The 22,455-nt window shown below is 36.8% G+C and carries 19 protein-coding genes; 11 read left to right on the plus strand and 8 right to left on the minus strand.

Annotation, left to right across the window (positions count from 1 at the left end; genetic code table 11):
• Position 1: 1 nt before the first annotated feature.
• The 7 genes from I6U49_RS02870 (at position 2) to I6U49_RS02900 (ending at position 5,448) form a co-directional block, all read left to right on the plus strand.
• Positions 2-532, plus strand: a complete 531-nt coding sequence (locus I6U49_RS02870) for a GNAT family N-acetyltransferase (protein WP_198627493.1) — start codon at positions 2-4, stop codon at positions 530-532.
• A 290-nt stretch (positions 533-822) separates the two neighbouring features.
• Positions 823-1,416: a hypothetical protein gene (locus I6U49_RS02875; RefSeq protein ID WP_198627494.1), complete on the plus strand. Its 594-nt coding sequence runs from the start codon at positions 823-825 to the stop codon at positions 1,414-1,416.
• A gap of 216 nt (positions 1,417-1,632) precedes the next feature.
• The gene (locus tag I6U49_RS02880; RefSeq protein ID WP_232804614.1) at positions 1,633-2,433 is read left to right on the plus strand and encodes a tetratricopeptide repeat protein; all 801 of its coding nucleotides are present in this window, start codon (positions 1,633-1,635) and stop codon (positions 2,431-2,433) included.
• Between the two features lie 153 nt (positions 2,434-2,586).
• A complete protein-coding gene (locus tag I6U49_RS02885; protein WP_198627495.1) occupies positions 2,587-3,174 on the plus strand; it encodes a hypothetical protein in 588 nt (195 codons plus the stop codon).
• A gap of 202 nt (positions 3,175-3,376) precedes the next feature.
• Positions 3,377-3,805 (plus strand): DUF1801 domain-containing protein, encoded by a 429-nt coding sequence (locus I6U49_RS02890; RefSeq protein ID WP_198627496.1) that lies wholly within the window; start codon positions 3,377-3,379, stop codon positions 3,803-3,805.
• Between the two features lie 234 nt (positions 3,806-4,039).
• Entirely contained in the window at positions 4,040-4,630 is a 591-nt protein-coding gene (locus I6U49_RS02895) for a TetR/AcrR family transcriptional regulator (RefSeq protein ID WP_198627497.1), read from the plus strand.
• Between the two features lie 83 nt (positions 4,631-4,713).
• A complete protein-coding gene (locus tag I6U49_RS02900) occupies positions 4,714-5,448 on the plus strand; it encodes an HD domain-containing protein (RefSeq protein ID WP_232804615.1) in 735 nt (244 codons plus the stop codon).
• 244 nt (positions 5,449-5,692) lie between these two features.
• On the opposite strand, the gene I6U49_RS02905 is transcribed toward I6U49_RS02900, so the two are convergent.
• The 5 genes from I6U49_RS02905 to folE all read right to left on the minus strand — a co-directional run bounded on the left by I6U49_RS02905 (position 5,693) and on the right by folE (position 9,607).
• Positions 5,693-6,187 carry a DUF192 domain-containing protein gene (locus I6U49_RS02905; RefSeq protein WP_198627499.1) on the minus strand — a complete coding sequence of 165 codons (495 nt, stop codon included), beginning with the start codon at positions 6,185-6,187 and terminating at the stop codon, positions 5,693-5,695.
• Positions 6,184-7,005 (minus strand): prolipoprotein diacylglyceryl transferase, encoded by an 822-nt coding sequence (gene lgt, locus I6U49_RS02910; protein ID WP_193710394.1) that lies wholly within the window; start codon positions 7,003-7,005, stop codon positions 6,184-6,186. Before lgt ends, I6U49_RS02905 begins: the two co-directional genes overlap by 4 nt.
• A 48-nt stretch (positions 7,006-7,053) precedes the next feature.
• Positions 7,054-7,299, minus strand: coding sequence for a membrane protein insertion efficiency factor YidD (gene yidD, locus I6U49_RS02915; RefSeq protein WP_198627500.1), 246 nt, complete (start codon positions 7,297-7,299; stop codon positions 7,054-7,056).
• Positions 7,300-7,406: 107 nt separating this feature from the next.
• Positions 7,407-8,891, minus strand: coding sequence for a cysteine--tRNA ligase (gene cysS, locus I6U49_RS02920; RefSeq protein ID WP_198627501.1), 1,485 nt, complete (start codon positions 8,889-8,891; stop codon positions 7,407-7,409).
• Positions 8,892-8,929: 38 nt separating this feature from the next.
• Positions 8,930-9,607 (minus strand): GTP cyclohydrolase I FolE, encoded by a 678-nt coding sequence (folE, locus tag I6U49_RS02925; RefSeq protein ID WP_193710397.1) that lies wholly within the window; start codon positions 9,605-9,607, stop codon positions 8,930-8,932.
• A gap of 174 nt (positions 9,608-9,781) precedes the next feature.
• Between folE and I6U49_RS02930 the strand changes: the two genes are divergently transcribed.
• The gene (locus I6U49_RS02930; protein ID WP_198627502.1) at positions 9,782-11,554 is read left to right on the plus strand and encodes a T9SS type B sorting domain-containing protein; all 1,773 of its coding nucleotides are present in this window, start codon (positions 9,782-9,784) and stop codon (positions 11,552-11,554) included.
• Between the two features lie 157 nt (positions 11,555-11,711).
• Here the strand turns inward: I6U49_RS02930 and I6U49_RS02935 are convergent, their stop codons facing one another.
• From I6U49_RS02935 to I6U49_RS02945, 3 genes are all read right to left on the minus strand, one after another.
• Positions 11,712-13,172, minus strand: a complete 1,461-nt coding sequence (locus tag I6U49_RS02935; RefSeq protein ID WP_198627503.1) for a glutamate synthase subunit beta — start codon at positions 13,170-13,172, stop codon at positions 11,712-11,714.
• 2 nt (positions 13,173-13,174) lie between these two features.
• Positions 13,175-17,698: a glutamate synthase large subunit gene (gene gltB / locus I6U49_RS02940; protein ID WP_193710400.1), complete on the minus strand. Its 4,524-nt coding sequence runs from the start codon at positions 17,696-17,698 to the stop codon at positions 13,175-13,177.
• 239 nt (positions 17,699-17,937) lie between these two features.
• The gene (locus I6U49_RS02945; protein WP_198627504.1) at positions 17,938-19,080 is read right to left on the minus strand and encodes an acyl-CoA dehydrogenase; all 1,143 of its coding nucleotides are present in this window, start codon (positions 19,078-19,080) and stop codon (positions 17,938-17,940) included.
• Between the two features lie 93 nt (positions 19,081-19,173).
• Here I6U49_RS02945 and I6U49_RS02950 point away from each other — a divergent pair, with 93 nt between their 5' ends.
• The 3 genes from I6U49_RS02950 to I6U49_RS02960 all read left to right on the plus strand — a co-directional run bounded on the left by I6U49_RS02950 (position 19,174) and on the right by I6U49_RS02960 (position 22,455).
• Positions 19,174-20,238: an anhydro-N-acetylmuramic acid kinase gene (locus I6U49_RS02950; RefSeq protein WP_198627505.1), complete on the plus strand. Its 1,065-nt coding sequence runs from the start codon at positions 19,174-19,176 to the stop codon at positions 20,236-20,238.
• 65 nt (positions 20,239-20,303) lie between these two features.
• Entirely contained in the window at positions 20,304-21,530 is a 1,227-nt protein-coding gene (locus I6U49_RS02955) for a Glu/Leu/Phe/Val dehydrogenase (RefSeq protein WP_193710403.1), read from the plus strand.
• Positions 21,531-21,753: 223 nt separating this feature from the next.
• Positions 21,754-22,455, plus strand: a complete 702-nt coding sequence (locus I6U49_RS02960; protein WP_193710404.1) for a MotA/TolQ/ExbB proton channel family protein — start codon at positions 21,754-21,756, stop codon at positions 22,453-22,455.

The raw sequence follows: 22,455 nt of genomic DNA on the forward strand, positions 1-22,455 counted from the left end.
AATGGACTTAATAATAAGAAAAGAAAATCCGGAAGACTTTAAAGCGGTGTTTAAACTTATAGAAAAAGCATTTGAGAATGAGCGAATGAGTGACCACAAGGAGCAGTTTTTAGTAGAACGTTTAAGGAAATCAAATGCGTTTGTTCCCCCGCTTTCAATGGTAGCTGAAACTGAAAAAAAAATTGTTGGACATATTTTACTAACCAAATTAAAAATAAAAAATGAGCACAATGAATTCGAATCTTTAGCGCTTGCTCCTATTTCTGTGCTCCCGGAATATCAAAGGAATGGAATTGGAGGAATGCTTATAAAAGAAGCCCATGAGAAAGCAAAGGAATTGGGTTTTCAATCTGTAGTATTGGTTGGACACGAAAAATATTATCCGAAGTTCGGATATAAACAAGCTGATTTATTTGGAATTAAATTGCCATTTGAGGTGCCGAAAGAGAATTGTATGGCAATTGAACTCACTGAAAATGGATTGGAAAATGTAAGCGGAATGGTTAAATATCCGAAAGAATTTTATGAGTAGAAATATTATATCGCCGCTATGTCCTTATGCACCAAAACATCGGAAATCTAAATATATAATTAAAACCGAGGCTTTCTCTATTCAATTCGATCGGCTTAATTTCTAGTTTATAAAATAACAACAGCTGTAGAAATTCTTACTAAATTTCAGGTTAATATAAAGACAGCGTAAAGTTCTTAAGAGGTGGTTGGAAGTTTAAACTATTATTAAAGGGAATATTGAAAAGAATATAAACATCTTGGTGGCTGAATAAAAACACAATGAACTTTCTAAAAAATATATTCAATTCAATGAAAAAACAATCTGCTAAAAGTGCTTTAATTAATTCAACTGAACATGAAATAAAAAGATTGCTGTGCGGAATTGGACAATCAAAAATCACAGAAAAGGAAATAGAGATTTCCGAGTATCCTTTCGAACCCTCAATTGCTTATCCTAATAAGCTTATTAAAGCCAATGAGATCGATTTTATAGGTGTAGATTTCGGAGTTTGTAAAATATACCTTGCTAACGACATAGTTTTCATTTCTGCAGAAAAGAAAGCAGAATTAAAAGCTTTTGCAGATAGCAATAACATAAACTTAATCGAATATAGCTGGAATTGGGATTGGATTTTAGAGCCTTATTTAGATACCGAGTTTACAAAGGAGAATGAGAAACTTGCTTTGGAAAGGCTTAGGGAAAACGGAATTGATCAAGAAGAAGTTAAACAGATAAGAGCTGAAGTTGGAAAACAGATGTTTAAATATAATTTCGAGACTATGTTGTGGGATTGGTGTAGTTTAAACTTAGTAGATGTTCTTTCGGCAATGAGGGTTAAATACGACAAGGATGAATTTAGGGAATTTTACAAAAGAGCAATAGAAATTGACAAGCGAAATTAAAACTCGTTTCGTAATGATACTAAGCGTAATTATTTTGAAATGTGACTATGCTTTGATTACGCTCTAAGTATAACTTAGAATTTAATAATAATTGTTATGCCGATAATTAACCGGAAAATAGTAAATTTCAACATCTAACTTGCCAATTACCCTACTCGTTGAGCAAAAAAATATCGAGATTTGAAATTTTTACTAAAGTGCTCTCTAGTTATATTATTGAGTTTAACTCTTATTAATTGTAACCGGGCAAAAGCAGATAGGGCTTTTGAAGAAAGACCGGTTTCAAAATTTTCAGAAGAACAACAGGATTCTTTAATTGATAAATATCTTAAAAATGGTGCCCGGCAAGAAGATCCTTATTCGCAAGAATGGCAAAAGGAGATTAATAAAGGTTTAGAAGTCGATTCTACCATTGCCTATTTCTGGCAACAAAAAGCAATGCCTCTATTTAAGCAAGGCAAATATGAAATAGGAATGCCATTTATAGATAAGGCTGTGAAGTATAATCCTGAAAGGTGGCAAAATTATCGCGCGTTTATAAAATGTATTTTTTCAAAGCAATACAAAGACGCAATTGCCGATTTTAAAGATTACCGGGAAAAATATGGTTATGGCTTTGTAATGGACCATTCTTATAATTTCTACATTGGGCTGAGCTACTTACAATTGAATGAATTTGAAAAGGCTGAGAAGATTTTTGAGAAAGATTATCAACGAACATTAAATGATGATGGGGAAGGATGGTTGCATCATTTAGATTTATTTTATTACGGAATCAGCAAGTACGAACTCAAAAAGTACAAGGAAGCATTAGAACTTTTTGATCAGGCTTTGGAGATTTACCAACAATTTTCAGATGTTCAATATTATAAGGCTAAAATTCTGTATAAATTAGGAAGACCACAAGAAGCTAATAAAATTTATAGGGAAGCAAAAAGAAATGCTGATAAAGGATTTACAATAAATGAAGATAATATTGTCTATGAGCGATACCCCTATCAGGTTCGGTGGCCATAAAGTTTTTTATGCTGCTGTATTAGCCTAAATTTCTAGAAATATTAGAACGAATAATCTAAATTAGGCAACTAGTTAAATCTAGTGTGTGGGCTGTACATGGTAAATTTCCCAGGCACTATGAGCGCTTGCCAACAGCTTTATTAAAACATTTGTATGAGAAAAATAATATTTAGCTTTATTGTAATAATTGGCTCATTAAATCAAACTTTTGGACAGCGTCTTCAAGAGGGACAAATACAATGGGATTCTGAAAAGAGACTAAGTATTGAGGATTTTAAAATAAAAATGGGCGATAAGAATAATGATGCTGTGTTCAGTCAGTTTATGATTTCACACGAAATTGGCGGATTCGACTTTATGAAGCGTAATTTGAATCAAACAATAGAAAATATATTTATAGGAAACGCAAGCTGGATAGACACTACAAAAATTGCGAACATTAAAAAGCAAATTGATTTTCAACAAATGCAATTTGACCTTGCCGAAATTCACGCTAGGAAATTTAGAAAAAGGGTTTTGGAGAATAAAAATAAAATTATAAAAGGTTTCGATATTATAAATCAAATCAATAATAATATCATGACTGAGTTTTCGGAATATCGCTTGCTGTTGGTAAAAGAAACAGAAGCGGGTAGAAATATAAAAAAAATTGAAGAGTGGAAAGAGAGAATATCGACCGAACTAAATGATTTGAACGAGTTTCGATATGAGAATAAAAGGAAAATTAAGCTAAAAAAGTAAAAAGATTTGCTGGCCACGTATTTGATGGGTATTGATGAAAAATTTAATTTTAGAAATCAGGAAAGAAAATGATTATTCTTTCAGGTTTACATCTTTGTTCATGAAATTTATAAAAAACTAAAGCTTTAATCAAAAGTATAATAGAATCGTGATCCTTCTAATGCAGAAGTAGGTTTTTATATAGGTATACAATAATAAACCAATGGGTAAATTAACATTAAAGTCAGATACAAGGGTGATTGAAATATTTGCAAATTACCCCGATTTTGTTCGGGATAAAATGCAACGTCTGCGGGAATTGGTAATTGAGACAGCAGAAGAAACCGAGGCTGTAAGCGTTTTGGAAGAAACCTTGAAATGGGGCGAACCCAGTTTTGTAACCAAAAGCGGAAGTACATTGCGAATGGACTGGAAGGAAAAGACGCCAAATCAATATGCTATGTATTTTCAATGTACAAGTAGATTGGTCGATACTTTTAGGTTGGTTTTCAATCACAAATTTCGATATGAAGGAAACCGGGCTATTGTATTTCATTTAAACGAAAAAGTCCCGGAAGTAGAGCTTAAACAGTGTATTAAAGCATCGTTGATTTATCATACGGTAAAGGAAGAGCTTACGTTGGGAATATAATACAGCGTTCAAAAGCCGATAATTGTGGATTATATGTAAAAAGGAAAAAGGCCCTATACAGAGGCACTCTTTTTATTGATTTTAGTTCTAAAGTTAGTAGTCTTTTATTTATATCAAATTCATAATACTTATTTCAATTTTAAACGAATTGTGTCTACTAATGTTACACTCACCAAAATAACAGGTTAGCTAAAACTATTTTTGTTTCTTTGTGAAATACTAAGCAGTATTTTTATGAAGAAATCACAGATAACCCGATTAACTATTCTAAACAAGGCCTTCGATTTAATCTATTCAAATGGCTACCGCGCGTCTAGTATTGATGAAATTATTGGAACTACAAAAGTGACGAAAGGCGCATTTTATTACCATTTTAAAAATAAAGAGGAAATGGGAATAGCTATTATTGATGAAATATTAAAGCCGAGACTATCCAATAAGTTTGTAGAACTACTTGAAAATAAAAATAGTCCTGCTGAGTCTATATATTCTTTAATAAGATATCTTTTAATTGAAGACGATCTTCTAAAGGTAGAGCTTGGATGCCCCGCTTCAAACCTTATTCAGGAAATGACACCCTGGAATAATTCTTTTTCTATTGCCCTAAACAATCTTGTAAATCAATGGTTGCATTTATTGATTGCTACGCTAGAAAAGGGTCAAAAAAATGAGACTATAAATAAGGGGGTAGATGCAAACTCGGTAGCTAATTTTATACTTTCCGGCTATTGGGGTGCAAGAAACCTGGGTAAATTAGAGAAATCAGATAAACCGTACAAGGCTTATTTAAAGGAACTTAAGATGTATCTAAAAGCACTGGAATAATTTTTTTTGCTCAAAAAACATACTAATTAGTATGTTTTTGTAGATTTGTACACAAAATTATAATCTATAAAGTAATGAACACTATGTATAAAGATTTGGGTGTATTGCGTGACAAAGAAATCTCAAGTTTTAAATATTCGCTTATAACTTCTAAACTGGGGGAGAACAAGAACAAGTTTTTTAAATGGCTTGGAATAAGATCTTATGGTAAAATTGATTTTAAAAATATCAATATACCAGATTCAAAAATAGCCGCTATGGCAATAGAAGAAGCAAACGATACTTATAAACCTTCCTTGTTAAAACATTGTTACCGAACATATTTCTTTAGTTTGGGTTTGGCCTTTTCGCAAAACTTGAAGATTGATGAAGAGTTTTTGTTTACAACATCTATTTTGCATGATATAGGCTTAACAGATAAACATAATCATGTATGCAGTAAACAATGCTTTGCAGTTTATGGTGGGGATATAGTTAAAGACTTTGCCATGAAGAATGGAGTTGATGAATTAAGGGCAGGTAGTATGCAAGCTGCAATTAATATGCACTTAAATCCATATGTTGATAAAGAAAAGTATGGTAACGAAGCTTATCTGCTGTCTAAAGGTGCAGCAATGGATGTTATTGGAGCCCATTCTTTTCAACTTTCTTTAAATTTTATTAATGATGTTCATAAGAAATTTCCAAGAACTAATTTTAAAGAAGATATTCTGGAGACTATGACATCGCTATCCCATAAAGAAAATACAAGAGCAGATATTCTATTTAAAATGGGTTTTCAGAAGCTTGCCTCCAATAATAAACTCGATACAATTTAATACTTGAAATTAAAAAGAAGCGATATCTAATCTGATTGTTGCAATTTTAAAACCGCCTATTTAAGCATTTTGAATAAAGGCGGTTTTTATTGGCACGGTCAAAAGGTGTAATACCCCGAGTCTTGACCCCAGGAAGTTTACTTTTAGCTGGTACTATCTTTAGGTTTATTAAATCACTACAGGCAAGAATAGTGAGTTTTTTACGCGGGCATATTTCAATATTGAATGCCCGAAAAAACTATTCCTAATCTATTTTTTCGAAATCTATCTTGTCGCCAACTTCAATATTCCAGTCGTCTGCCAGGCCTGCGTTTATTTCCAGTATAAATTGAGCCGGCTTTTCAGAAGGTAAAGAAGTTTCGTCCAGGGGTTGCGCATTCTTTTGGAAGCTCACCGCAGTACTGTCGGAAGCAAAATAAATAATATCCAACGCGATATACGTGTTTTTCATATAAAATGCTCTTGGAGCTTCATCGTCATAAATAAAGAGCATACCCTGGTCATCTTCCATACTCTCACGATACATTAAACCTGTTTGGCGTTCGTAAGAATTATCGGCAATCTCTATATCAATTTTCTGAATGGTATCGCCGTTAGCTTTAAGTAAAGTAGCTTCTCCTTCTTTGGTGAATGTGATTTCTTCAGTTTCTATAGGTGCTTCTGTAGTATTGTCGTCTTTACAGGAAAACAATAGGGAAGCCGCTAAAACAGCCGAAAAAATAATAGACTTACGTATCATACAGTTCTTGGTTTGGTAGGGCGGTACATAAAGTATAGTCCTGCTATTATAAACGGAATGCTAAGCCATTGCCCGGTATTTAATAACCAGGTAGTGCGTTCTTCTACCTGGGCTTCCTTTACAAATTCAATAAAGAACCTTATTGTCCAGAGCAAAACCAGGAATAGGCCAAAAAGATAACCTACTTTATGGCGTTTTTCAGTTTTCCAATATAAAAACCATAATAAGATAAAGAGAAGTAAATATGAAAATGACTCATATAATTGAGCCGGGTGTCTTGGAAAAGTTTCTCCCAAATTTGCGAATATCACCCCGTAATCTGAATTGGTTGGCTTTCCTATAATTTCAGAATTCATAAAATTTCCTATTCTTACAAAAATAGCACCGCTGGCTACAGGAAGCACAATGCGGTCTAATACCCAAAGCACAGGCTTATCTAAAACCCTTTTACGATAAAGGTACATGGCAATAATAATACCTATTGCCGCCCCATGGCTGGCCAAACCTCTAAATCCGGTAAACTCAAACTCCGGTTCAAAACGTACCGGAAGGAATATTTCTAATAAATGATTTTGAAAATAATCCCAATCATAAAAAATAACATGGCCTAACCGGGCACCAATTAGCGTTGCCAAAACAGTGTAGATAAAAAGTGAATCCAGCTTTTCTATAGCTACTTTTTCTCGCACAAAGATGCTCTTCATGATATACCAGCCCAGGCCAAAGGCTATTAAAAACATTAAACTGTAGTAGTGTAGGGTGAAAAATCCTAAATCTAAACCTTCAGAAGGGCTCCAGGTAATTGCGTTAAAAAGCATATAAAAATAAATTTGAAGGGTAAAGATACATATTTGCAAATAGTTGCCCTATATTTTAGATTCTGTTTTTTTAGGAACCGGGTCGTAGCCTTTCCCTCCCCAGGGATTACAGCTAAAAATTCGTTTTACGCTTAGCCAGCCGCCCTTAAAAACACCAAAACGCTGCAGGGCAATTAGGCTATATTGTGAGCAGGTGGGGGAATAGCGACAAGTGGCCGGGGTAAGCGGACTAATAAAATTTTGGTAAAACTTCACCAACAGGATAAACGGGTATGCAAGCCATTTCTTAAGCATTGTTTTCCTGTTTTAAATGATTTTAATTTTGATGGCAATCTGGAAATTCAATATAAATTTCTTAATATTCCTCTATATTTCTGCCACTTTTGCGTATCTTATTATACTTATGTGATGCTAAAGGTAGTCCCTTCTTTCCCATCTTTAAGCTGAATTCCCATTTGCTGTAACTGATCTCTTATCTGGTCGCTTAAAGCAAAATTTTTATTGTCCCTGGCTTCGGCGCGTAGCTTTATAAGCAAGTCTACGGTAGCATTAAGTTTATCTGAAGTATCATTATTTTCTGAAACTTTATCCAAAAGCCCTAATACATCAAACATAAAAGCCGACATGGTTTTTTGTAACTCTTTTTTGTCCTCAGCAGTGATTGTAGCTGCCTCTTCCTTAATATTATTAATCATCTTAACCGCATCAAAAAGTTTAGCGATTAGGATAGGACTATTAAAATCGTCGTTCATGGCGTCATAGCAAGACTGTTTCCAGCTCTTGAGATCTAAGCTAGATTTTTCTGAAACCTGAAGCTCATCAATGGCATGGTAAGCGTCCATCAATCGGTTAAAGCCTTTTTCGCTTGCTCTCAATGCCTCATCTGAAAAATCTAAAATACTTCTATAATGAGCCTGAAGCATAAAAAAACGAGTGACATTAGGTGAAAATGCTTTGTCTAAAACATCGTTATTTCCCGAAAAGATTTCCTCAGGAAGAATGTTATTTCCTGTACTTTTAGCCATTTTTTTACCATTTAAGGTAAGCATATTGGCGTGTAGCCAGTAATTTACAGGATTTTTGCCGGTGGCCGCTTCTCCCTGGGCAATTTCACATTCGTGATGAGGGAATTTTAAGTCCATACCACCACCGTGAATATCAAATTCTTCACCCAAATATTTTGTGCTCATTACGGTACACTCTAAGTGCCAGCCGGGAAATCCATCACTCCAGGGTGAAGGCCAGCGCATAATGTGCTGCGGTTCTGCTTTTTTCCAAAGGGCAAAATCCTGCGGATTTTTCTTATCGCTTTGTGCAGCCAGTTCGCGGGTGTTGGCGATCATATTATCAATATCCCTTCCGCTTAGCTTACCATAATGATTGGTTTCATTAAATTTCTTTACATCAAAATAGACCGAGCCGTTTACCTCATAAGCAAAGCCTTTTTCAATAATGGTTTTAACAATCTCAATTTGCTCTACAATATGCCCGGTAGCCGTAGGCTCTATGCTTGGAGGTAGATTGTTGAATTTTTGTAGGATATTATGAAAATCTACGGTGTAGCGCTGCACCACTTCCATAGGTTCTATTTGCTCTAAACGTGCTTTTTTTGCAATTCTATCTTCACCGCTATCTGCATCATTCTCCAGGTGGCCGGCATCTGTAATATTTCTTACATACCTAACCTTATATCCCAAATGTTTTAAATACCTAAATACTAGATCAAAAGAGATAAAAGTTCGGCAGTTACCTAAATGAACATTGCTGTAAACAGTGGGGCCGCAGACATACATCCCAACATTTCCTTCGTTTAGCGGTTTAAAAATCTCTTTTTTTCCGCTCATAGAATTATACATCTTTAAGCTTTGTTCCTGGTAAAGCGCCATAGATACTTAGTTGTTGATTAGTAAGAAATAGTAAATTTTTAAAAAGTAGTGTCTAGTTTTATATAGTCAAGAAATTCCCTTTTTACAGATTGTTCCTTGAAAGCACCTCCAAATTCACTGGTTACGGTACTGCTGTCTATATCTCTAATACCACGACTGTTTACACACAAGTGTTTGGCATCTACTACGCATGCAACATCTGGAGTGCCCAGTGCCTTTTGTAATTCCTGAACTATTTGCATCGTCATTCGCTCCTGTACCTGTGGTCTTTTTGCGAAATAATCTACAATACGGTTCATTTTAGAAAGGCCAATTACACGCCCTTTAGAAATATAGGCCACGTGTGCTTTTCCAACTATAGGAAGTAAGTGGTGTTCGCAGGTAGAATACACAGTGATATTCTTTTCTACCAACATTTCACCATATTTATATTTGTTTTCAAAAGTTGATGCTACGGGTTTTTTCTCCGGATTTAAGCCGGCAAAAATTTCATTGACGAACATTTTCGCAACACGTTGTGGAGTTCCCTTTAGGCTATCGTCTGTAAGGTCCAGGCCTAAGGTTTCCATAATTCTTTTTACATCTTTATTGATAAGTGCTACTTTTTCAATATCGCTTAATTCAAAAGCGTCTTCACGAATAGGGTTTTCAGCACTGCTTCCTGCATGGGCGTCTCCCTGCTCATCAATGTCATTCAAAATTTTGTCTATTTTCATACCGTTTTTACAATAATAGTCGTAAACAGATTGTTTGGCTTGCAAAGATACGTATTTAATAGGTTTTTATATAACCTTAAAGCCCGGGGATTAAAGAGATATTTGTTATTTCTATTCTCTATAATGAAACGAAATTTACGTCTTTTTTTATGGTTTTTTCTTGTTTGCGCAAGTATGGCAAAGGCTTTTGCCCAGGGTGAAGTATGTAGTGAGATTCAACCTTTTTGCGCCGGGGACGAACTGGTGTTTCAAAATACCAATGTAAATAATAGCAGTGTAAGCGATGCTGAAGTTGGGCCATATTATGGTGAATTACTCGCACAACCTTACCCCAGTTGGTACTTTTTCCAAATAGGCCGGGCCGGTAATTTAGATTTTGTAATCTCTCAATCTGAAAATTCCGATGGAAGCGGAATTGCACTCGATGTAGATTATGCAGTTTGGGGACCCTTTAAGCAAGGTGATGCCATTTGTGATTATGAGATGCTTAGTGAGGAAAATTTGGTAAGTAGTTCTTATTCCAATAAGGCTGTTGAAACTTTATCATTAGAAGATGCTGAAGTTGGAGAAATCTACGTGATAATTATTACAAATTTTAGGGGAGATCCCGGGTATATTAAATTGGAACAGGAAAATCTAAATGATACCGGAGCCGGCGCAACAGATTGTTTCACAAACGGCCTTGAGGATGAAGTTTTTGCCTGCCAGGGCGAAACCATAATTCTTGATGGTACTATACTGTTTGCCGAAAGCTATAAATGGTTTAAAAAAGTTGAAGGTAAATTTGAAGTTTTAGAGGGAGAAAATGAAGCATATTTAGAGGTAGATGAAGATGGGGAGTATAAATTAATTGCTACCGATAACTTAGCAAATATTACCGAAGATTTTGTGACGGTAGAATTTAAACCAGAACCTATTGCAAATACTCCAACAGATTTATTTATATGTGACCCTAACCAAACTACCATAGATCTTACATTGGCTTCAAAAGAAATATTGGCCGGGAATACTTCTGAGGAAAATTATAGTGTGAACTTTTATACCTCTTTAGCGGAGCTTGAAGCTGAAAATCCTATTGAAAATACCAAAGCATTTCCGTTGGATGCCAACACTAAATTTTTTGCTCAGGTAGAAGGAGTAGATAGTGGCTGCCGTTCAGAAGTTGTTTCATTTAATGCAGAGATAGAACTTTTGCCTGAAGCTTACCTTCCGGAAGAAACTATAGTTTGCATAGATATTAATGGAGATATTACCGGACAAACTAAAATAGGGAAAGATTTAGGAGGTAATTATACCTATCAATGGTTTGAAGAAGGTAGTTTGCTTAGTACTAATGCGGTGCTCGAGCTAACTGAAGTTCCCGAAGCAAAATCTATAGAGCTTATTGTTACAAATTCTAAATCGGGTTGCAAAGCAAGCTTTCAAACCGCTATTACTGTTTATTCCAGGCCCGAAAATGTTTTGGTTGAAATTAAAGGAACCGATTTTACAGGAGGTTATGCCGTTTCTGCAGAAGTTACACCCGGCCCCGGTGAAGAAACCTTATATGAATACCGTTTAGATGAAGGAGCCTGGCGGGAAAACCCGGTTTTTAGAAATTTAACTCCCGGTTATCATCAAATTAGCGCTCGCGAGGTCAATGGCTGTGGAATTACAACTTCTCAAAATTTTTTCCTGGTAGGCTATCCCAGGTTTTTTACCCCCAATGCCGATGGCTATAACGATACCTGGAATATTCCTAAAACCGAGCAAATAACAATCTTAAAACTTTATATTTTTGATCGTTATGGAAAACTAATCAAAGAATTGGTTCCCGGTGGCCAGGGATGGGACGGCACTTTAAACGCCAGGCCTTTGCCGGCAGACGATTATTGGTTTAAGGTAGAGTTTAAAATGCAGGATGGTACCCGTGATACATTTGGGGCAAATTTTACTTTGAAAAGATAAAAGACTGTTTGAAAGCAATATTTCGTCAAGCTGAACTTGTTTCAGCTTCTAACGAGATAAAATTACTAAGTCCATAAATCCTGAAACAAGTTCAGGATGAAGATTTTAGAAAACTTTAAAACAGTCTTTTTAAACAATAATTTATTAAAAAATCAAATTAAGCAGCGGGAAGATCGCCTTCTCCTTTTCTTGGTAAAATAGATTTTCCCATTAAATACTTATCTACGTGATAAGCGGCTTCACGACCTTCAGAAATTGCCCAAACAATTAAAGATTGTCCGCGGCGCATATCTCCGGCAGTAAAAATATTTGGTACGTTGGTTTGGTATCCTTTATCACCTTTAATATTTGTTCTGCTATCCAGTTCAAGGCCTAGCTGCTCGCTTAATGTTTTTTCGGGGCCGGTAAAACCTAAAGCTAAAAGAACCAGTTCGCAAGGCCACTCTTTTTCAGAACCTTCCACTTCTTTAAGTTGTGGCCTGCCATTTTCACCTTTTACCCATTCTATATTAACCGTTTTTAAAGCTTTTAAATTACCATCTTTATCTCTAATAAATTCTTTGGTGTTAATGCTCCAATTACGCTCTACACCTTCTTCGTGAGAGGAAGTGGTTTTTAGGGTGAAAGGCCAATATGGCCATGGGTTTTCTTTGTTTCTATGCTCTCCCGGCATTGGCATAATTTCAAAATTGGTAACCGATTTTGCTCCGTGACGGTTAGAAGTTCCAACACAGTCAGAACCGGTGTCACCACCACCAATTACAATTACATGTTTCCCTTCAGCCGAATATTCAGCTGTTAGATCTTTTATACCATCTACAACTTCGTTGTTATTTTTTAGGAAATCCATAGCCTGCATAATACCTGTGCCTTCGGCTCCTTCAATAGGAAGATTTCTACGTTTGGTAGCACCCCCGCAAAGTACAACGGCGTCAAATTCCTTAAGCTTTTCAGTTTCATAATTTTCACCAACATTTACACCGGTTTCAAATTTAATTCCTTCCCCTTTTAAAACATTAATCCTACGGTCAATTACATGTTTTTCCATTTTAAAATCGGGAATTCCGTAACGTAATAATCCGCCAACTTTATTGTCTCGTTCAAAAACTGTTACTTCGTGACCGGCGCGATTAAGTTGTTGTGCTGCAGCAAGTCCGGCAGGTCCAGATCCTACAACCACAACCGTTTTTCCGGTTCTGGATTTTGGAGGCTGTGGGGTAATCCATCCTTCTTTAAAACCGCGTTCTACAATATATTTTTCAATAAGCTCTATTGCAACCGGCGGATCTGTAATCCCTAATACACAGGCCGATTCGCAGGGTGCCGGGCATAACCTTCCTGTAAATTCAGGGAAGTTATTGGTTGCGTGTAAAATAGTGAGTGCTTTTTTCCAGTCGTTTTTATAAACGGCATGATTAAAATCTGGAATTAAATTCCCTACCGGGCAGCCACTATGGCAAAAAGGAATTCCGCAATCCATACATCGCGCACCTTGCTCGCTAAGTTCGTCCGTCGATAATTCCTTAGTAAATTCTTTATAATCTTTAACTCGTTTTTCAACAGCTACTGTCTCTTCCTCTTTACGGTCGTATTCCATAAAACCTCTTATCTTGCCCATAATTATGCTGTTTTAAGTTCTTTTTGTTCTTTTTTCATTTTATCTTCTTCCATTTTCTGTAAAGCCCTTTTGAATTCTGTAGGCATTACTTTTATGAATTTCCCTGAATTCTCCTTCCAGTTTTCAAGAATTTCTTTGGCTACATCACTTTCGGTATAGCGATAATGATTTTCAATTAATTCTTTCAGCTCTTCTTTGTTTTCTTCTGAAGGATCTTCTAAACCAATCATTTCCATATTGAAATTATGATTATCCAGGCTGTTATCTGCGTTATAGATGTAGGCAATTCCTCCGCTCATTCCGGCAGCAAAATTTCTTCCAATTGTTCCAAGAATTACGGCAATTCCACCGGTCATATACTCACAACCGTGGTCACCAATACCTTCAACCACTGCTTTGGCACCAGAGTTTCGAACGCAAAAACGCTCACCTCCAATTCCGTTGATATAGGCCTCGCCATCGGTGGCACCATATAATGCAACATTTCCAATAATTACATTCTCGTTAGATTTAAAGGACGCTTCTTTAGGTTTTCGAACACTTAAAGTAGCTCCGGAAAGACCTTTTCCTAAGTAATCATTAGTGTTTCCGTTAATGTTCATGGTAAGTCCTTTGGTGGCAAAAGCCCCAAAACTTTGTCCGCCAGAACCTGTGAAATTTAAAGTAAGGGTACCTTTAGGTAAACCTTTTTCTCCGTGAATTTTGGAAATTTCATTACTTAATATAGCCCCTGTAGTACGGTTTATGTTGCTAATAGGGAAATCCAGACTCATTTTTTCTTTTCTATAGATGGCGGGATGCGCTTGTTTTAAAATCTCAAAATCTAAAACATTGCTAAGATTATGGTCCTGGGATTCAGTATTATAAAGCGGCATATCCTCATCTACGTTTGGTTTGTATAGAATATTAGAAAGATCCAGTCCCTGAGCTTTATAATGTTCTATAGCACGATCCATATCTAATTTTTGGCTTTGTCCAACCATTTCGTTGATACTTCTAAAGCCAAGATCTGCCATTATTTGTCTTAATTCCTGTGCGATGAAATACATAAAGTTAATCACATCTTCAGGAGTACCTTTAAATTTCTTACGAAGTTCAGGGTCTTGTGTAGCAATTCCCACGGGGCAGGTATTTAAATGGCAGGCTCGCATCATAATACAGCCTGAAGCTACCAGCGGTGCAGTAGAAAATCCAAATTCTTCTGCTCCCAGTAAAGCTGCAATTGCTACATCCCTACCGGTTTTTAACTGTCCGTCGCACTCTACCACAATTCTATTTCTAAGGTTATTGATGAGTAGGGTTTGTTGTGCTTCGGCAATTCCCAATTCCCATGGTAAACCTGCGTGGCGAAGTGAGGTTAGGGGGGAGGCCCCTGTACCACCATCGTATCCGGAAATTAAAACCACATCGGCCTTGGCTTTTGCTACCCCGGCAGCAATAGTTCCCACGCCCACTTTAGAAACCAATTTTACATTAATCCTGGCATCGCGGTTAGCATTTTTAAGGTCGAATATTAATTGCGCCAAATCTTCAATAGAGTAAATATCGTGGTGTGGTGGTGGCGAAATTAGTCCTACATAAGGAGTCGAATTTCTGGTTTTGGCAATATCAGGATTTACTTTTGGCCCCGGCAGTTGTCCACCTTCCCCGGGTTTTGCACCCTGGGCCATTTTAATTTGAATTTCCTGTGCATTGCTTAAGTAATTAATAGAAACCCCAAATCTTCCTGAAGCTACCTGTTTAATGGCAGAGTTTCTCCAGTTTCCGTCCAAATCTTTATGAAAACGTTGTGGGTCTTCACCACCCTCGCCCGAGTTGCTTTTTCCCTGCATACGGTTCATGGCAATAGCAAGGTTTTCGTGGGCTTCCTTACTTATAGAACCAAAAGACATAGCGCCCGTTTTAAAGCGTTTTACTATTTCTGTCCAGGGTTCCACTTCATCAATAGGAATAGGGTTTAAATCGCGAAATTTAAACATTCCGCGAAGCGTCATTAAACGCTCGCTTTGGTCGTTTATAAACTTAGAATATTCCTGGTAAGCCTTAGTGCTGTTTTGTCTTACGGCTTGTTGCAGCTTAGCAACACTTGCCGGATTAAACATGTGCCTTTCACCTGTTCTTCTCCAACGATAATCCCCTCCAATTTCTAAATCAAGATTAGTGTCTGTTTTGGGAGTGCTAAATGCGTTTTCAACTCGTTTTTGAACTTCCTTTTCTATTTCATACAAGCCAATACCTTCAATACGGGTAGGAGTGTTGGTAAAGTATTTGTCTACAAATTTTTGGTTTAACCCTAAGATTTCAAAGATTTGAGCCCCACGGTAGGAGTGAAGGGTAGAAATACCAATCTTGTTCATAATCTTTATAATCCCTTTCCCAATAGCTACATTAAAATTCTGTACGGCAACTTCGGGATCATTAACTTCAATTTCTTTTTCTTCAACCAGGTTGTAAATAATTTCGTTAACCATATAAGGGTTAATCGCACTGGCACCATAACCAAATAACAATGCAAAATGATGCGGCTCCCTGGGTTCAGCCGATTCTATTACAATCCCGAAAGAAGATCTACGATTGTATTTCTTCACACGATGGTGCACAAACGAGCAGGCTAAAAGCGATGGAATTGGGGCTAATTTTGGGTCGGCATTTCGATCTGTTAGGATAATAATATTGCAACCATCGTCTACCGCATCGTTTATTTCAAGAATAATTTCATCTAACCTTGCTTCAAGTCCGTTAAGGCCTTTTTCAGCTTCATATAAAATTGAAATAGAAGCCGTTTTAAAATCGGGATGTTCTATGTATTTTATTTTATCTAAATCTTCGTTGGAAATAACGGGATTTTGGATTCTTAGTTTTTTGGACTGTTCGGGAATTATATCGAATAAATTGCGATCTTCTCCAATAGAAAGGCTAATGTCGGTAACTATTTCTTCCCTAATACCATCTAACGGAGGATTGGTTACCTGGGCAAATAATTGTTTGAAATAGTTGAATAATAATTGCGATTTATCTGAAAGTACCGCTAGCGGAATATCTGCACCCATAGAGCCAATGGCCTCTTTTCCCTGCGTCGCCATAGGGGTGATTATGGTTTTGATATCTTCCTGGGTATATCCGAATAGTTTTTGACGACTATGGATATCAATTTTTTCAACAGGGGTCTTGTTCCCGGTGTAGGGAACTTCAGAAAGGTTTAGAAGGTTTTCATCAAGCCATTTGCGGTAAGGTCTTTCTGAAATTATTTTCTGTTTTACTTCCTCGTCTTCCACAATTCTACCCTCGTTCATGTCTACCAAAAACATTCTTCCGGGCTCTAACCTTCCGTGGCGTTCTACATTTTCCGGTTGAATTTCCAGCACCCCGGTTTCTGAAGACATAATTACATAGCCATCTTTGGTTAGGGTGTAGCGAGATGGTCTTAGGCCATTTCTATCTAAAAGTGCCCCTATATAATTTCCATCGGTAAAAGGAATAGAAGCGGGCCCGTCCCAGGGTTCCATAATGCAGGAGTTGTATTCGTAAAATGCTTTTTTCTCATCTTGCATAGAAGGATTTTTCTCCCAGGCTTCGGGAACCATCATCATAATGGCTTCGGGAAGGGAACGTCCCGTTTGCAATAACAATTCCAGTACAGTGTCCATAGAAGCAGAATCTGATTTTCCTTCAGAAACAATAGGTATAATTTCTTTTAGATCTTCACCAAACTTCTCACTTTCAAAAAGCTCTTCGCGGGCTTTCATTCTACTAAGGTTTCCGCGTAGCGTATTTATTTCACCATTATGGCACATATAGCGGAAAGGTTGTGCCAGATCCCAGGTTGGGAAAGTGTTGGTGGAAAAGCGTTGGTGCACCAGGGCTAACTTGGTTACTACCTCGGGCTCGTTTAGATCGCGGTAATAAACATTAATATCCTGCGGCATCAACAAACCTTTATAGATAATGGTGTTTGTTGATAAACTTGGCAAATAAAAATATTCTGATTCAGAGAGTCCTGAATTTTCTATTCTGTGTTCTGCAATTTTTCTGGCGGCAAATAATTTAGCATTAAAACTCTCGGCAGAAACATCTTCTCCTTTTCCTATAAATATTTGCTGAACATTAGGCTCAGACAAGGACGCAATACTTCCCAGGCAGGATCTATTTACAGGTACTTCACGCCAACCAATAAGATTAAGTCCCTGGCTTAGTATCTCCTCTTCAAATATTTCGCGACAAATTTTACGCTGATTTTTGGACTGCGGGAGAAAAACCATTCCTACCGCGTATTCTTTAAAGTCTGGAAGTTTAAATTCACAGGTTTTTTTGAAATAATCGTGGGGTATTTCTATTAATATACCGGCACCATCACCTGTCTTCCCATCAGCACTCACTGCACCTCTGTGTTCCAGCCGAATAAGAATGTCTAAAGCTTTATGAATTATATCGTTTGTTCTTTTTCCTTTTAGATTACAGATAAATCCTGCACCACAATTATCATGCTCAAATTCGGGTGAATAGAGCCCCTGTTTTTTTAATTTCATATTCTTTTCGTCCTTAAATTATCGTCTCAAAATTACCTAATTAGGTAAAAAAAATGAAGCTTTTTGGGCTTAAAGTGTGAAGAAATTCAGTAAAATCAAATAATTTGGTTATAAATGATAAATCTACAATTAGATCCCTTTCATATTAAAAATATAATAAATGGCAGTATTAAAACTTAAGCACAAAAAAAGCCCGATTTAAAAAACCGGGCTTTTGAATGTGGATTTTTATAAGAAATTTAGTCTCTTAAAATGCCTCTGGAAATTACAATTTTTTGAATTTCTGAGGTTCCCTCATAAATTTGGGTAATCTTCGCATCACGCATTAAACGCTCTACGTGGTATTCTTTAACATAACCGTTGCCACCGTGAACCTGTACGGCTTCGGTAGTAACATCCATGGCGGTTTTTGAAGCGTATACTTTAGCCATAGCGCCAGAAAGATCGTAGTTTGCCCCCTGGTCTTTTTCCCAGGCAGCCTTCATTACCAGGTGTCTGGATGCTTCAATAGAAGTGTACATATCGGCCAGTTTAAAAGCAATGGCCTGGTGGTTACAGATCTCAGTGCCAAAGGCTTTGCGTTGTTTAGAATAGTCTAAAGCTAGCTCGTATGCACCAGAAGCTATTCCTAAAGCCTGGGCTGCAATACCAATTCTTCCGCCAGAGAGTGTTTTCATAGCGAATTTAAATCCGAAACCATCTTCGCCAATTCTGTTTTCTTTAGGGACTTTCACATCATTAAAGTTTAATGAATGTGTATCGCTTCCGCGAATTCCCATTTTTTGTTCCTTAGGGCCAATTTCAAAGCCTTTAACTCCTTTTTCTACAATAAATGCATTGATACCTTTATGTTTTTTCTCACGATCGGTTTGTGCAATTACAATATAGTAGTCGGCAGAATTTCCGTTGGTAATCCAGTTTTTTGTTCCGTTTAATAGGTAATGGTCGCCTTTGTCTATTGCCGTAGTTCGTTGTGATGTGGCATCACTACCGGCTTCGGGTTCCGAAAGACAAAATGCACCAAGTTTTTCTCCGGTGGTAAGTTTGGAAAGATATTTTTCCTTTTGTTCCTGACTTCCGTAAGTGTCAATGCCCCAGCAAACTAAAGAATTGTTTACCGACATCACTACCGATGCAGAGGCGTCTATCTTTGAAATTTCTTCCATAGCAAGAATATAGGAAATGGTATCCATACCGCCGCCGCCAAATTCAGGAGAAGCCATCATGCCAAGAAAACCGAGTTCTCCCATTTTTTTTATTTGCTCTGAAGGGAATTCCTGCTTTTCGTCTCTTTCAATCACACCGGGCAATAATTCGTTTCTGGCAAAATCACGCGCCGCATCACGAATCATTATATGTTCTTCTGTAAGTTTGAAATCCATATTATTATTTTAATTTAGGAAAATCTAATTTTGGTCATCAAAGATAAAGTTTTGATGTGTAATTTTCAATTTAGTTTAATAAATTTTACGAATATGAAAAAAGCAAATTACAGGGTTATTGGTGTTATGTCAGGAACATCCCTAGATGGCATCGATTTGGTGTATATTAATTTTGATTATAAAAACTCCTGGAGTTATAAGATTTTAGAAGCTGAAACTATTCCTTACCCGTTAAATTGGCAGGAAACCTTAGCAGAAGCTATCGATTTCTCAAAAGAGCGCTTAGAGAGGCTAAATAAAAAATATACCAGTTATTTAGCTGAAATTATTTCACGTTTTATTGAGGCGCATCAAATAAAAGACGTCGATATAATTTGTAGTCATGGCCATACTATTAAACATGAGCCAGAAAATAATTATACCTTACAAATAGGGAATTTACCCGAAATCGCTTATCTCACGGGACAAACTGTAATTTGCGATTTTAGAGTTCAGGATGTAGAACTTGGAGGGCAGGGAGCACCCCTTGTGCCTATTGGAGATCAATTGCTTTTTTCAGATTATAAGTATTGTGTGAATTTAGGCGGATTTGCGAATATTTCTACCGAAATAGGAGACAAACGAGTAGCTTACGATATTTGTGCCGTAAACACTGTGTTGAATTTCTATTCCCAAAAATTAGGTAAAGAGTTTGATGAAGGTGGGAAATTGGCCGCTTCCGGTAATTTAAATAAAGACTTGCTTCAGAAACTAAATGCCCTCTCATTTTATGAAGAGAAGCCTCCCAAGTCTTTGGGAATAGAATGGGTTAAATCTACCGTTTTTCCAATTTTGGAGAAATATAATGAGAATGTACCTGATATTCTTCACACTTACACCCTGCACATAGCCCAACAAATTGCAAAGACTTTAGATAATCAGCCTGATTCTAAGGTTTTAATGACCGGGGGAGGAACCTTTAATAATTTTCTTTTACGTCTATTGAAAGACGAGTCTAAGTGTCATTTTACAATCCCTTCGCAAGAAATTATTGATTATAAAGAAGCTTTGATTTTTGGACTGCTCGGGGTTTTAAAACTTCGTGGCCAGGTAAATGTATTAAAATCGGTTACAGGTGCTAAAAAAGATCATTCTTCCGGAGTGATATATGAAATTTAATTTTTTTGATGAAAACTTAAAAATATATCACTTAGTTTATATATTTGTGAAAAATTAGAGCGTAAATGAAGGAATTATTAAAGCTATACGAAAATAAAGAGCCGGAAATAGTATTTAATTGGAAAGATTCTGAGACAGAAGCTGAAGGTTGGGCGGTAATTAATTCTTTGCGTGGTGGTGCAGCAGGTGGCGGAACAAGAATGCGTTTAGGGCTGGACCAAAATGAAGTGCTTTCGCTAGCTAAAACAATGGAGGTTAAATTTACCGTTTCAGGTCCTCCAATAGGAGGGGCTAAATCTGGTATAAATTTCGATCCTAAAGATCCGCGTAAAAAAGGTGTTCTGGAACGCTGGTATAAAGCAGTCTCCCCTTTGTTGAAGAGTTATTACGGTACGGGAGGCGATTTAAATGTAGATGAAATTAATGAAGTAATTCCTATTACCGAAGATTGCGGAGTATGGCATCCACAAGAAGGTGTTTTTAACGGGCACTTTAAACCTAGTGAGGCCGATAAAATTAATAGAATTGGCCAGTTGCGCCAGGGGGTAATTAAAGTGTTGGAAAACAATCACTTTTCCCCTGATGTAAGTCGTAAGTACACCGTTGCCGATATGATCACCGGATATGGAGTAGCAGAATCTGTAAAACATTATTATGAAATTTATGGGGGAGATTTGACGCAGAAAAGGGCGGTAGTTCAAGGCTTTGGAAATGTTGGGTCTGCCGCAGCCTATTATCTTGCTCAAATGGGCGTTAAAATAGTAGGGATAATAGATCGCGTTGGCGGTTTAATCAATGAAAACGGATTTACTTTTGAAGAAATTAAGGAGCTTTTTCTTAATAAAGAAGGGAATACCCTTAAACACGACAAGCTAATTCCTTTTGAAGAAATAAATGAAAAAATTTGGAAACTAGATGCCGAAATCTTCGCGCCCTGTGCGGCTTCTCGCTTAATCACCCAAGAGCAAATTAACAGTTTGATAGAGAGAAAACTGGAGGTGGTTACCAGTGGTGCTAATGTGCCTTTTGCCGATAAGGAAATTTTCTTTGGCTCTATTATGGAATCTACTGATGAAAAAGTTAGCCTTATTCCAGATTTTATTGCAAACTGCGGGATGGCGAGAGTTTTTGCTTATTTTATGGAAAGAAGAGTACAAATGACCGATGAGTCTATTTTTAATGACACTTCTATGACCATTAAAAATGCTATTCAAAATACTTACGATAATAATAGTGGAAAAACCAATATCAGCAAAACAGCTTTTGAAGTAGCGCTGAAGCAATTGGTATAAATTTTTGATTAATCTTGTAATTTTAGTTGATTGAGATTATTTCTGAAAATCCCGCTTTCGAGCGGGATTTTTTTATGAGTAAACTTTAATGAATTTCGTTCCTGGAAAAAATAAAAAATTCCCAATTAAGATAAACCAGTTTGCCCTGCTAATTATTTTACTAAATTTGGTTCACAATTAAATCTGGTTTATCACGTTACATTAAAAAACCCAATAGAAACCTATGCTATACTTTTTTCAGCAGGACGGCGTTGCCGAAGCCGCCCAGGAGGCAGAGCCGGTAGTAGAAGAAAAAACCCTGTCTTTATTCGATTTAATGCTTAGTGGAGGCCTTGGAGGCCAAATTATCATTATTATACTTTTTATTCTGTTGTTTGCGGCAGTTTATATTTATTTTGAAAGGCTTTTCGCAATAAAATCGGCCAGCCAGGTAGATAAAAACTTTATGCTTCAAATTAAAGACAATGTATTAAACGGAAATATAGAATCGGCTAAAATGCGATGTGCACAAAGTGATTCTCCTGTAGCCAGATTAACTGAAAAAGGAATTTCCCGAATTGGAAGTCCTTTAGAAGATATTAATACTGCTATAGAAAATGCGGGTCGCTTAGAAGTTTATAAGTTAGAAAAAAACGTGAGCATTTTGGCAACTATTGCAGGTGCTGCACCCATGATTGGTTTCCTGGGTACGGTAATAGGTATGGTAATTGCTTTCCATGAATTGGCAACCAGTAGTGGGCAAGCTCAAATGGGGGCACTTGCAGAAGGTATTTATACCGCGATGACCACCACTGTTGCCGGACTTATTGTTGGTATTATTGCTTATATTGGATATAATCACTTAGTAGTAAAAACCGATAAAGTAGTACATCAAATGGAAGCTACTGCGGTAGATTTCCTTGACCTGTTAAACGAGCCCGCTTAA

The sequence above is a fragment of the Salegentibacter maritimus genome (assembly GCF_016236915.1).
Lineage (GTDB): Bacteria > Bacteroidota > Bacteroidia > Flavobacteriales > Flavobacteriaceae > Salegentibacter > Salegentibacter maritimus.

What these genes read in the sequence shown, in the direction of transcription:
- I6U49_RS02870 (WP_198627493.1), top strand. Translation starts at nt 2, where the DNA reads ATGGACTTAATAATAAGAAAAGAAAATCCGGAAGACTTTAAAGCGGTG.
- I6U49_RS02875 (WP_198627494.1), top strand. Translation starts at nt 823, where the DNA reads ATGAAAAAACAATCTGCTAAAAGTGCTTTAATTAATTCAACTGAACAT.
- I6U49_RS02885 (WP_198627495.1), top strand. Translation starts at nt 2,587, where the DNA reads ATGAGAAAAATAATATTTAGCTTTATTGTAATAATTGGCTCATTAAAT.
- I6U49_RS02890 (WP_198627496.1), top strand. Translation starts at nt 3,377, where the DNA reads ATGGGTAAATTAACATTAAAGTCAGATACAAGGGTGATTGAAATATTT.
- I6U49_RS02895 (WP_198627497.1), top strand. Translation starts at nt 4,040, where the DNA reads ATGAAGAAATCACAGATAACCCGATTAACTATTCTAAACAAGGCCTTC.
- I6U49_RS02900 (WP_232804615.1), top strand. Translation starts at nt 4,714, where the DNA reads ATGTATAAAGATTTGGGTGTATTGCGTGACAAAGAAATCTCAAGTTTT.
- I6U49_RS02905 (WP_198627499.1), bottom strand. Translation starts at nt 6,187, where the DNA reads ATGATACGTAAGTCTATTATTTTTTCGGCTGTTTTAGCGGCTTCCCTA.
- lgt (WP_193710394.1), bottom strand. Translation starts at nt 7,005, where the DNA reads ATGCTTTTTAACGCAATTACCTGGAGCCCTTCTGAAGGTTTAGATTTA.
- yidD (WP_198627500.1), bottom strand. Translation starts at nt 7,299, where the DNA reads ATGCTTAAGAAATGGCTTGCATACCCGTTTATCCTGTTGGTGAAGTTT.
- cysS (WP_198627501.1), bottom strand. Translation starts at nt 8,891, where the DNA reads ATGGCGCTTTACCAGGAACAAAGCTTAAAGATGTATAATTCTATGAGC.
- folE (WP_193710397.1), bottom strand. Translation starts at nt 9,607, where the DNA reads ATGAAAATAGACAAAATTTTGAATGACATTGATGAGCAGGGAGACGCC.
- I6U49_RS02930 (WP_198627502.1), top strand. Translation starts at nt 9,782, where the DNA reads ATGGCAAAGGCTTTTGCCCAGGGTGAAGTATGTAGTGAGATTCAACCT.
- I6U49_RS02935 (WP_198627503.1), bottom strand. Translation starts at nt 13,172, where the DNA reads ATGGGCAAGATAAGAGGTTTTATGGAATACGACCGTAAAGAGGAAGAG.
- gltB (WP_193710400.1), bottom strand. Translation starts at nt 17,698, where the DNA reads ATGAAATTAAAAAAACAGGGGCTCTATTCACCCGAATTTGAGCATGAT.
- I6U49_RS02945 (WP_198627504.1), bottom strand. Translation starts at nt 19,080, where the DNA reads ATGGATTTCAAACTTACAGAAGAACATATAATGATTCGTGATGCGGCG.
- I6U49_RS02950 (WP_198627505.1), top strand. Translation starts at nt 19,174, where the DNA reads ATGAAAAAAGCAAATTACAGGGTTATTGGTGTTATGTCAGGAACATCC.
- I6U49_RS02955 (WP_193710403.1), top strand. Translation starts at nt 20,304, where the DNA reads ATGAAGGAATTATTAAAGCTATACGAAAATAAAGAGCCGGAAATAGTA.
- I6U49_RS02960 (WP_193710404.1), top strand. Translation starts at nt 21,754, where the DNA reads ATGCTATACTTTTTTCAGCAGGACGGCGTTGCCGAAGCCGCCCAGGAG.